This window comes from Deinococcus cellulosilyticus NBRC 106333 = KACC 11606, assembly GCF_007990775.1.
Classification (GTDB): domain Bacteria; phylum Deinococcota; class Deinococci; order Deinococcales; family Deinococcaceae; genus Deinococcus_C; species Deinococcus_C cellulosilyticus.
Map to the genome: position 1 here is coordinate 33,358 of NZ_BJXB01000007.1, position 11,650 is coordinate 45,007.

An 11,650-nucleotide genomic window follows, 5' to 3' on the forward strand; every position below is an offset into this window, starting at 1 on the left:
CTTCAGGTCTGAACTGAAGGGTCCATCTCCAGATGGGGCGCAAGAATCCGGGTGACCAGAATGGGCACCAGTGCCAGGGTCTGCTCTTTTTGCTGGATGGGTACAGTCAGGAGGTCCAACAGCAGTCCATCAATGGCAAAGTGCAGCATGGCAATTTCTGCGGCGTCGCCTGGAAGGCGGGCCTGCCTGTGGAACATCAGGTCCAGCTGAAAATTGCGGGCCAGGGTCTCTTGCAGAATGCGAGCCAGTTCTGGTCGCCTTGCCGCTTCCAGGCGCAATTCAAAGAGGGCCAGCGTGAGGTCTTTGCTTCTGGTGGTGCGCAGCACGATGTCCTGGATGTAGTGGATGGCCGTTTCCAGGGTGGGCGGCAATGTCCCGACCTGCTCGAAGACTTCGTGAGGGGGGGCAAGCCGCTCGAAAATCCGGGAGGCCAGTGCCCCGAGCAGGGCTTCACGGCTGTTGAAATAGTTGGCGGTGGTGCCGGTGGGTACTGCTGCTTCGCGGTCCACGGCGCGGTGGGTGAGGCCACGGGCTCCTTCGCGGGCCAGCACCCGCAGTCCGGCGTCGGCAAGCAGATTTCTGCGTGAGGGATTGGCAGACACCCTGAGAGTCTAGCACAACCACTACAGATGTTGTACAATAGAACTACACTTGTAGTGGATGAATTGCAAAGTCATGCCATGTGGATGGCGTGGAGCAATCAGCGTTCAGCATTCAGCCATCAGCAAAAGAACCCTTGATGCTTTTGTAGAAGAGGGCTGCAAGGATTGCACTGAACAGGAGGTTAAAAACCTGTATTGCCTGGCTGAAGTGAAAGCACACCTGATTTTGGTGCTGACCGCTGATGGCTGATGGCTGACGGCTTTCTCAAGGAACACCGCCCCATCAGCGACTCTGCGCTTACGCTGACATCCACAGTGGTCAAGGAGGCCCACATGCGAAAACTGATTTACTACGTTGCCAGCTCCCTGGATGGATTCATTGCCGGCCCCGGAGACAACACAGAGGTTTTCTCTCTGCCAGAAAGCTACCTCAGGCACCTGATCGAACACTTCCCGGAAACCCTGCCCACCCATTTCCATGCTGCCATGGGCAGCGAAGCCACAGGAAAACGCTTTGACACCGTGGTCATGGGCCGCAAAACCTACGACCCCGCCCTGCAGGTGGGCATCACCAGTCCCTACCGTCACCTGCGCCAGTACGTGGTCAGCCGCAATCTGCCCGATTCCAGCGATCCCGAAGTCACCCTGGTGCGGGAAAACGTGGTGGGCCTCATCCAGCAGCTCAAGCAGGAGACCTCAGACAGACACATCTGGCTTGCAGGGGGGGGCAGCCTCGCAGGTCAACTTGCCGAAGAAATCGACGAGATCATCCTGAAACTCAACCCCATGGTGATCGGACAGGGCACCCCGGTTTTTGCAGGAGATTTCCCGTTGCAGCGGTTTGAACGCATCTCCTGTGATCCCCACCCGACTGGTCCTGTGTTGCTGCATTACCGTGCAGTGCGGGATGGACGCCACAATTTAAGCTGACACTGCACCTTCTGAGAACAGAGTGGGCTGCTCCAAGGCTTTCTTTTCAAGCTTCAGGAGGTGCTCCTTGCGGGGAATCCCACCCCCGTAACCGGTCAGGTCCCCTCCTGCACCCACAATCCGGTGGCAGGGCACCACGATGGCCAGACGGTTCTGTCCGTTGGCCCTGCCCACCGCCCGGGAAGCCAAAGGCTGACCCATCTGGCGGGCAAGTTCACCGTAAGTGCGGGTTTCACCGTGGGGCACGTCCAGAAGAGCCCTCCACACCTTCTGCTGAAAGTCCGTTCCCGGCATGTGCAGGGGAACCGTGAACCTCAGCAACTGTCCTGCAAAATAGGCCTGCAGTTCTGCATCCAGCCTGCTCAGGTGAGGATGGGCTCCGGGCAAGATGCTGTAACCGTAACGCCCCTTCAGTTCCTCCAGTTCAGCAGGCAGGGCAGGCCGATCTGTGAACTCCAGCAGCACCACACCCCGATCTTCGGCCAGGGCCAGCATCGGTCCCAGAGGGGTCAAGATTCTGGAGAACACCAGCACCCTGGCGTCCTTGCTTTTTCCGGGCTGCGTTCCCACATGGTGCTGAAAAGCATCTCTGAAGCCACTCAGGGACTGGTAGCCGTGGTCCAGGGCAGCAGCATCAATGCTCTCCCCCTGTTCCAGTTGCCCGAGGGCCTTACCCAGACGCCTGGCCCGGGCGTATGCATGAAAGGTCATGCCATAGTGGGTTTTGAACCAGCGACGCAGAAAAACAGGGTCCAGGCCACTCTGCTGCAACTCCGCATCACTCCAGCGTTTTTGAGGGGCCTTTTCCATCTCCTGCAGCAGGGTCTGAACTTCTGCGGGTGCGTCCCCTTTGAGTTGCAGGGGGGTGCAGCGCTTGCAGGGCCGATATCCAGCGGTCATGGCATCTTCTGCCTTTGCATAAAACTCCACATTCTCCGGTCTGGGCTTGCGGGCAGGGCAGGTGGGACGGCAGAAAATCCGGGTGGTCTTCACCGCCGTGAAAAACACACCCTCAAAAAGAGGATTGCTCTCCAGCATGGCCTGGACCATCACATGCCGTTCAGGAAGGGAAGTCATGCCCTGAGTCTACCCAGCCTCATGCAGGGTGTCCACCGAAAATTGAACAGGGAATTCGGAATTCGAATTGCACAAAAATTGCTGAAACACCCGGGTTGTCCAGATCTTGTGCTTCTGTTCTGCCGACCAGAAACTAGGCTGATGTCATTCCATCAGCCTGATTCACCTGACCCGGAGGGTCAAAGAGATGCCTGCTGCCACCATTCCACGAAAACTGCCCCGTGAGATCGAGCGACCCCACCTGCATGACCAGGTGGAAAACACACTGGCGAAATGGGTGGCTTTGATCGCTCCAGCAGGTTACGGCAAAACCACCTTTCTGGGCCAGATGGCCACCCGAAAAAGCACGCCGGTGGTGTGGATTTCTGCCGATGATCCTTTCCTGGACCTGCATGCCCTGATCAACACCCTGGAAATCCGCCTTCCGGGCAGCGGTCCAGCCCTCGCAGAAAGGCTTTCCGGGGTGACCCTCGTGATCGACCCCACCAACCATTTCCGCCCGGAGGTGTTTGCATATCTGGCACATCTGGTCCGGGAAGCCCCTGCTGATTTTCGCCTGTTCACCGCCGGGCCAGCGCTGCCTGAGCAGGACCTCCAGAACCTCCTGCAGGCCGGACAGTTGCTGGTCGTGAGGGCTGAGGATCTGGTTTTTTCGCTTCAGGAGTCCGTGGAGTTGCTGGCCCACCGGCCCCAGTTGCAAGATCCTGCTGGAATTCACAAAATGCTGGAGGGTTGCCCCATGCGGGTGTCTCTGGTGTCTTATGGAGCCACCCCGTCAAAAGACACCTCGGCCATGTTGACTGAAGTGCTCGAAAACCTGCCCGGAGACCTTGCCGCCTTTCTCCCCGGTCTTTCTGTTGTGCAGGTGTGGGAGGAGGGCACCCTTGCCCAGTTGATCCCGGAACTTGCTGCAGGGTGGACCGTCCGTCTTTTGCAGGCCGGGTTTCCCCTCACCCAGGAAATCCACGGCCCGATCCGTCCTCATCCTGTGCTGCAGCAGACCCTGAATGGCATTCTGAAAACGGACCCTGCCCTGCACCAGAGCCTGCACGACCGGGCTGCCCTGCTTGCGCTGGCCCGTGGGAATCTGTTCCAGGCCTTCAGGCATCAGGTGCAGGGTGGCAATCTCACGGCTGCTGCAGAACTCGCAGACCGCCTTGTTCCTGCATTGCAGGTGTCTGGACGCTGGAGCCTGATTGAAGAATTGCTCAGGCAACTTCCAGAGCAGATCCTTTCCCCTGCCCTGCGTCTTGCTCTGGCCCGCTGTCTCTCTGTCAGGGAAGTCACCCCTGAGGCGCACAGGCTTTACCTGCAGCTTTTTGAGAGGAATCAACTGGAATTCGAAGACCTGCTTTTGCTGGCAGGCCACCACCTGCAAAATGAAGAGGCCACCCACGCCCTGACCTTCGCCACCCACGCCCTGGAACGGGCCAGCACACCAGAGGAACGCTGTCCTGCCCTGAGGGTCAAAGCCCTGTCTGCTGCCCTGCTCGGTCAGGGGACCCCATTCATCCCGCAACTGAACCACGAAATGGAATCGGCCCGCAGGGACCAGCGACCTGAGGATGTTCTTGGGCTGCTGTACGCTCTGGGACAGCTGCAAACGCAAGACGGAATGTGGAAGGAGGCGCTGGGTTCCCTGGAAGAGGCCACCCGCCTTTCCAGGGACCTGAACCTTCCCCGGGCAACCTTCACCGTGGGTGGAGCGTGGGTCCGGGCCCTGTCTGCGACTGGCAGGAGCATGCAGGCCCTGAAGCTGCTTGATGAACTTCAGCGGCTCACAGAACAGGCCTTTCCCGGGCGCTTGGGCTGGATTCACGCACTCAGGGCAGTGGTGCACTGCGACCGCCACGATGTGAGCGAGGCCAGAAAAAGCATCAGCACAGGTCTGCTGCTCTGCAAGGAGGATCTGCCAGAACACCTCAGGACCCGGCGAATGCTGATTCATTTGCAGGGCTTCACCCACCACCAGCTGGGTGAAGCGCAGGCCCTGCAAACGCTGGTCCAGGAAACCCAGCCGGTGAATGAGGACCCTCCTGACCAGGAACACCTGCTTCTCAGGGCTTTGCTGAGCTGGAACCAGCAGGATGCAGAGGGTCTGGACCTCTGGAATGTCCTGCTTCAGGGCAGACTTCGCAGCCTCCCGATGGTTCAGCTGTACTGGGCTGCTGCCCGGACCCGGCAGGGTGAGGCCCTGGCGTCAGACCTCGACCCCCTGATGCAGACGCTGGAACACATGGAAACAGACGCCCTCCTCAGGGATGAAGCGTCTCACCTGCAGGAGGTGTATGGGATCTGGGTGTCGCGCCGCTGGCATGCCGAGCGTTTCCTGCCCCACCTGCAGCAGTCTCCCACCATGCAGGGCACGCACACCCTGCACCTGCAGACTTTTGGAGGGTTTGCGGCCCGGGTCCAGGGTCAGCCCATCCGAATTCCACTGAAAAAAGCCCAGGAGGTGCTGCTCTGGCTGGCCTGGCATGGTGCGTCCACCCTGCCGGAATTGATGGAGGGAATGTGGGGTGAACCCTGGGGGCAGAAGGAACGCAAGTACTTGCATGTGGCCCTGGCAGAACTGAGGAAAGCATTTGCGCAGGTGGTCCCGGACATCAACCCCATTTCATTTGATGGTCTGTGCTACCAGATCCATGAAAAACTGCAGGTGCGGCTGGATGTGCGGGAGTTTCTGTTCCTGCAGCACAGCACCGATCTGCAGCAGGTGCAGGAGATCCTTCTGAGGTTTTCAGGACGCTGGATGCCCGCACTGGACCGTCCCTGGACAGATGGGGTCAGGGAGCAGCTTCACTTCGCGGCCATGGATCTGGGGTTGAAGCTCGGTGAGGTGCACCAGACCAGCAACCCACTGCTGGCCCTCGCAGCTTACAAAAAGGTGCTGGAGCAAGATCCTCTCCACGAAGAAGCCCACCAGAAATGCGTGATGCTGCTTCGCCAGACCGGGCAACATCACGCGGCGCTTGAGGCCCAGCAGCAGTACGAGTACCTTCTCAGGCTGGACTGACCCGCTGCAGGTGGGTCAGGTGCAACCGCCAGAGTGGGTTGAAACCTCACCATGCTTCTCAGGGATTTTGCGGTGAACTGGAAGGGAACAACAAAGAAAACCAGTGGCTGAACCCACTGGTTTTCTTGAGGCAGACGGTTCAGGCTTCAGGGTTCGTTGGTGAAACGCACGTTGTCCAGGAACATCTTCCCGGCGTAATCGCTGTTCACATCGGCGACCACCAGGGTGATTTTGCCCAGAACAGTGTCTGCAGCAATCACCTTGTTGTCATTGATCTTGTCCAGATCGAATTTCCCTGCAATGCGGTACAGTCCATCGGCAGTTTTGGTCATGGCCCCCAGCGTGGTCAAGTCGATGTCGACGTTCTCGCTGGCCTGTGCCCAGTACCCCAGGCTCGGAGGACCAAAAGCCAGGTTGACGGAGAGGGTCCCTTTGCTGGCCCGATCTGGCTTCAGGTACAGGTCGAAAGCGAGGTACTTGTTGGCACCGCGGGTAAGGTTGGATTTCTCCAGCACCAGACGGGGAGCAGAGGCCCAGCCATCGGCAGGTTTCACATCAGGGTAGATGACATCCCAGGACAGGGCTTTTGACGCATTGGCGGTCTGGATCTTCAGTGCAGTTTTAACGCCAGATTCTCCGGCCCAGTCCCAGCCCTGGCGGGTGCTGTCTTCAAATGTGGAGGGCAGGGTGGCGGTGCCGATGGGATCATGTTCCACAGGGACCACCACACGGTCCCCAGAGAAGGTGATGTTGTCGATCCACACGGTGTCATTGGCTTCCTGGCTCTCGGTGCCAATGAAGAGGATCAGGTTCGAGAGCACATTGTCGGTCTCATCTTCGGCAATGAGTTTCAGGTTGGGAGCATCTTCGTCAGACAGGGTGACGGTGGCTTTGTACTTGCCATCTGCCTGTTTCACAAACTGGTCTGCGTTCACGATCACAGCACGCGCAGGGTTGGTCCAGCCATCCTTGCTGCTCTGGGGCACAGCGGCCACGGAGACTTTGGTGGGGGCAGGCACATACACATCCATGCTCATGCTCTTCGCACCCCGCAGGTTGGGATGCTGGCTGGTTCCATCTGCAGAGAAGCGCGCGTTGGCCCAGAAGTTGCCTGCTGAAACGTCATTGCTTCCGCTCAGGGGGCTGAGTTTCAGCATCTTGTTCTCTGCGCTGACCGTGATCCCTTTGACTCCACTGTCCGGGTTCAGGGCAAAACCCTGGGTGGTGTCGTTGTCAAAATTGAAGGCCACCTCAGTGAAGGCAGTGCGGTCAATGGGCTGGTATTTGGTCCCTTTGATGCGCGCCCGAACGTATTCCCCGGACAGGGTGAGCTCGCTGGGGGTCCACAGCCTGTCTGCCCCGGGATCAAGGCTGGTCTGGTTGGGGAACGGCAGGAAGGCTGCAGAAGTCTCGGCCTTGTTGGTGAGAGACCAGTTGACCCAGCTGATGTTGTGTTTGTTGAGGAACTGCAGCCAGACGTCGGCTTCTTTGAGGAAAGGTCCGTTGTTTCCGCTGGCCTCGCTGACCCCCCACTCGGTGGAGAACACGCCCACACCGTGCTCCAGGGCGTAACGGGCATTGCTCATCACGTTGCCCCGGTCTGCCAGGTTGGTGGAGGGCATGTGGGTGCCGGTGTAGAAGTGCACAGTGTAAAGGGTGGCACTGTCTTTGATGGGGTTGTCGGCAGCCAGATCCGGGCGCTGGCTCCAGTTGGGGGTCCCGACAATCACGATGTTCTTGTTGCCCAGGTCCCGCAGCATCTTGATGATGGGCTCTGCGTAGGACTTGATCTTCTTCCAGCCTTCAGCGTCATTGCTGACCCCTGGAGCCTGACCGGGGTTGGGTTCGTTGGCGACCTCGTAAATGATGTGCTTGTTGTTGGGGTACTTCTGGGCGATGGACTTGAAGAACTCCAGCGGTTTGGCATTGGTGTACACGTCTGCGTTGGGGTCGCCAGGGGCATGCACGTGCCAGTCCACAATCACGTACATGTCGTTGGCAATGGCAAAATCAATGCCTTCAATGACTTTTTGTTTCAGTTCGGGTTTGGTGGCGTATCCCCCTTCTCCGACGTACAGGGCCAGACGGAAGACATTGGACCCCCAGTCGTTGGCCAGGGCCTTGAAGGCATTGTCATTGACGATTTCCGGGTACCATTGCAGGCCGTGGGTGCTCATGCCACGAAGCTGGATGGGTTTGCCGCTGCTGTCTGCCAGCGTAACCATGCAGTCTTGCTGCACGAGTTGCAGGGCTCCGGCCTGTGAGGGTTTGCGGGCAGCTGTGGTCAGCAGGTCCGGGAAGGCTTTTTCACTTGCTGCAGGATCGTAGTCCCCTGCTGGAACGGTGGCTCCGGTGGTCTTGGGGGTGCAGTTGGGTGCAGGTGGCTGGAACAGATTACAGGAGCTGGTCAGCAGGGAGACCATCAGCAGCACACTGGCAGGCAGGACTTTTGAAGGGGTTGGCATCATGGGATTGAACCTCCTGAAGGTGCAACAAGGGCCCCTCAGGAGGACAGGTGTGGCCTTCAACGCCTGGAGGACCCTGAAAAAGCACTCCAGACACACTGCTGCCGTGTCTCCTGAAATATGGTCTCTGTTGCCTTCCAGAACATGGTAGGTTCAGGCGACCAATGGCGACCAATCGGGCTCCTGCAGGCAGCTGATGTCAGTTCTTCCGGTCTGGTGGCTGCACTTCTCCCACGGTGCGGTTGCGGCCCGAGTCTTTGGCCTGCAGCAGGTGATGATCGGCCTTTTCAATCCACTTCGTGGCGCAGCCTGATCCTTCGGGGATGCCCCCATAAACGCCAGCTGAAAAAGTCACATGCAGGTCGTCATGGAGGGGCCCTCTTTCCTTCAGAGAGGCACGCAGGCGTTCCAGCACCTCACCCACGCCCACCGGACAGAGCTGTGGGAACACCAGCAGGAATTCCTCTCCACCCCAGCGAAAGATCAGGTCGTGGCTGCGCAGTTGGCCCTGCAGGAACCGGGCAAACCCGACAAGCACCTGGTCCCCTGTGGCGTGTCCGTAGGTGTCGTTGATGCGTTTGAAACGGTCCAGATCCAGCATTGCCACCGTGATGGGGGTGTTTTCCATGGTGGATTGTTGAAAAATCCGGTCAAGTTCCTGCTCGGCAGACCGGCGGTTCAGCAGGTGGGTCAGGGGATCGGTGTTCACCTGCCGGGTGAAGACCCTCTGGTGATCGGCAAGGTACAGCAGATGCTCCATGGCATCGAGAGCAGCCTCTGCCTGTTCGGTGTCGTTGGGATCTGCCAGATGCAGTTGCACGGTGACCTCACCACTTTCAGGAAGGGTGAAATTCTGTTTCACAGGATGCCCACCCATCACCCCCCAGTGGAATTCCAGTCCACCCAGAATTCTTGCCCCGTAAAGTCCAGGGAGGTGCTGTTGCAGGGCAATCAGGGCCGTCTCCAATTCGGTGCGGGACGGCTGTCCACTGGCCAGTTGCTGCTGGTAGGGCACCAGCACGGCTTTGAGGGTGCTCAGGTGATGGCGGTAGCGCAGGTGGGAAAGCCTCTGGTGGTTCATGAAACTGACCACCATCCCCGTGAGGGCCGCAAAGGTCACGTAAAAGAACATCCAGGAGATCACCTGCATCAGCAGGGTCTGCGCGTCATCCAGACGCACCAGAAAACGCAGAGCAACAATCAGGAAAACAGCGAGCACCAGGGGTTTGACATCGGTTTTCCTGCTGGTGGCTTCCAGCAGAAGACCCAGGCCGGTGGTCAGGTACAGCAGCGCATAAGCAAGGTTGTCAATGCTGGTCATGGACCATGAGGCGTTGTTGCGCTGCAGGCCGTACAGCGTGTCAATCAGCACAAAACCGTGGAAAGCGATCAGCCAGACTGCACGTGAAAGGGGGGCTTTGCCTTCCAGAAAAGCCTGGGCTGCAGGTGCAGCAGCCAGCAGCAGCAGGCAGTCCAGCACAGGATAGAGTTTTGCAATGCTGTTGATGGGAGTGGCGAACAGCACCCACACGGCAAGACCCAGCATCGGCACCGTGAGAAACAGCACCAGACGGGGAGGCCGGGTGTTGCTGACCTTGCTGAACATGTAATACCAGACGAAGTAACCCAGGATGTACAGGGTGTCTGCGATGGGCAAGAGGACCTGTTTCTGGCCTTCCAGCACCCAGGAAGCCTCTCCCAGGCCCCAGAGGAGCATGCCGATTGCCCCTAAAGACCAGGGACGCGGAAGGCGCACACTGACCAGACCCAGAAGCAGTGCCGTGGCAGGCACAATCCAGGTGGCCTGGCTTTTCAGGCTCGCTGCAAACATCATGCCCAGCAAGACCATCAGCAGCAGGGTCCACAGGATGGTGTTCTGGTGGCGCTCGAAAAAATCATTCATAGACAGTGTGTTCCATGGCATCCCTCAGGCGACCTTCAATATGACCTCCGGGACTTCCCTGATCCCATCCTATATAACGCTGTTTCACAGGTGAAGGTATTGGAATTCCTTACTTTTTTTACACAATTGTGCACAGTTTTATTGACGTTGGTGTTCACTCTAACGTTTTCAGAGCAAAAGGGTTCCCAGCAGAAAACAGGCCTCCCATAACGGAAGCCTGTCTGTAGAAGGTGCTGGTCCGGATGTTCAGGTGTGCTTGATGTCCAGCGCTGGCTCATGATGGGTGTAGGGAATCTTGTCATCCAGAACGTCTTTTGCGCGTTCCAGGTCGATTTCATTCTCCCATTTGCTGATGACCAGGGTCGCCACACCGTTCCCAATAAAGTTCACGATGGCGCGGGCTTCGCTCATGAAACGGTCAATCCCGACAATCAGGGCAAGACCTGCAAGCGGAATGGCAGGAAGGCTGGTGAGGGTGGCGGCCAGGGTGATGAAACCGCTCCCGGTCACTCCAGCGGCACCTTTGCTGGTCAGAAGCAGCACGGCCAGCAGGGTCAGTTGATGGGTGAGGTCCAGGTGGGTGTTGGTGGCCTGGGCAATGAACACGGCGGCCATGGTCAGGTAGATGCTGGTCCCATCGAGGTTGAAGGAGTACCCGGTGGGCACCACCAGTCCAACCACGGACTTGGAGCATCCCAGGTGTTCCATTTTGCGCATCAGGCGGGGCAGGGCGCTCTCGCTGCTGCTTGTTCCCAGCACCAGAAGCAGTTCATCGCGGATGTATCGCAGGAACTTCATCAGGTTGAATCCGTACATGCGGGCCACCAGACCCAGCACCACAAAGACGAACACTGCACAGGTGAGGTAGAAAGACACCATCAGGAAACCAAGACTTGCCAGGCTGCCCACCCCGTATTTGCCGATGGTGAAGGCCATCGCTCCGAAGGCACCGATGGGGGCGAATTTCATGATGCTGTTGACCATCTTGAAGAAAATCTGCATCACATTTTCAAGCCAGCCCAGAAAGGCCTCACCGTATTTCCCCGCCTGGGTGATGGCAAAGCTGAACACAACCGCCAGGAACAGCACCTGCAGCATGTTCCCCTGCGCAAAAGCGTCAATGGGGTTGTTGGGGATGATGTTGATCAGGAAATCCGCAATGCTCTGGTGTGCGGTGTCGTTTTCGGTGTACTTGCTGATGCTGGAGGTGTCCAGGGTGGCGGCGTTGACATTCATGCCTGCTCCGGGTTTCAGCACATTCACCACCACCAGACCGATCAGCAGGGCGAAAGTGGTGATGACCTCGAAGTACAGGATGGCTTTGACGCCCACGCGGCCAACCTTCTTCACATCTTTCATGCCCGCAATACCAAGCACCACCGTACAGAAGACAATGGGGGTGATGACCATCTTCACCAGACGGACAAAAGCGTCTCCGAGCGGTTTGAGACTGGCCCCCAGGTTGGGGAGAAAGAAGCCGAGCAGAATGCCTAAAACAATGGCCAGAATCACCTGACCGTACAGGGTACGTATGAAGCGCATGGTTGCCTCCGTTCAAAGGTTGTGGATACCTGTGAGGATATTTGTCCCACCAGGAGGGAAAAATCACCTGTCTATACGAATTTTTGATGGGCAGGGACATCAAAGGCCAGAATCC

Annotated in this window: 7 protein-coding genes; 2 read left to right on the forward strand and 5 right to left on the reverse strand. The window is 58.1% G+C overall.

Annotated elements, in window-relative coordinates; all coding sequences use genetic code 11:
* Positions 1–2 precede the first annotated feature (2 nt).
* A complete protein-coding gene (locus tag DC3_RS09160; protein ID WP_146884060.1) occupies positions 3–602 on the reverse strand; it encodes a TetR/AcrR family transcriptional regulator in 600 nt (199 codons plus the stop codon).
* A gap of 333 nt (positions 603–935) precedes the next feature.
* Between DC3_RS09160 and DC3_RS09165 the strand changes: the two genes are divergently transcribed.
* Complete coding sequence (locus DC3_RS09165; protein ID WP_186815931.1) at positions 936–1,532, forward strand: dihydrofolate reductase family protein; 597 nt, start codon at positions 936–938, stop codon at positions 1,530–1,532.
* On the opposite strand, the gene DC3_RS29950 is transcribed toward DC3_RS09165, so the two are convergent.
* Positions 1,524–2,609 (reverse strand): bifunctional transcriptional activator/DNA repair enzyme AdaA, encoded by a 1,086-nt coding sequence (locus DC3_RS29950; protein ID WP_222594729.1) that lies wholly within the window; start codon positions 2,607–2,609, stop codon positions 1,524–1,526. The genes DC3_RS09165 and DC3_RS29950 overlap by 9 nt on opposite strands.
* A 187-nt stretch (positions 2,610–2,796) precedes the next feature.
* Here DC3_RS29950 and DC3_RS09175 point away from each other — a divergent pair, with 187 nt between their 5' ends.
* Positions 2,797–5,625 (forward strand): AfsR/SARP family transcriptional regulator, encoded by a 2,829-nt coding sequence (locus DC3_RS09175; RefSeq protein ID WP_146884062.1) that lies wholly within the window; start codon positions 2,797–2,799, stop codon positions 5,623–5,625.
* Between the two features lie 146 nt (positions 5,626–5,771).
* Here the strand turns inward: DC3_RS09175 and DC3_RS09180 are convergent, their stop codons facing one another.
* The 3 genes from DC3_RS09180 to DC3_RS09190 all read right to left on the reverse strand — a co-directional run bounded on the left by DC3_RS09180 (position 5,772) and on the right by DC3_RS09190 (position 11,535).
* Positions 5,772–8,093, reverse strand: a complete 2,322-nt coding sequence (locus tag DC3_RS09180; protein WP_246130614.1) for a carbohydrate-binding domain-containing protein — start codon at positions 8,091–8,093, stop codon at positions 5,772–5,774.
* A 196-nt stretch (positions 8,094–8,289) separates the two neighbouring features.
* Positions 8,290–9,993 carry a GGDEF domain-containing protein gene (locus DC3_RS09185; RefSeq protein ID WP_186815932.1) on the reverse strand — a complete coding sequence of 568 codons (1,704 nt, stop codon included), beginning with the start codon at positions 9,991–9,993 and terminating at the stop codon, positions 8,290–8,292.
* A gap of 246 nt (positions 9,994–10,239) precedes the next feature.
* Entirely contained in the window at positions 10,240–11,535 is a 1,296-nt protein-coding gene (locus tag DC3_RS09190; protein ID WP_146884064.1) for a dicarboxylate/amino acid:cation symporter, read from the reverse strand.
* Between the last annotated feature and the right edge of the window lie 115 nt (positions 11,536–11,650).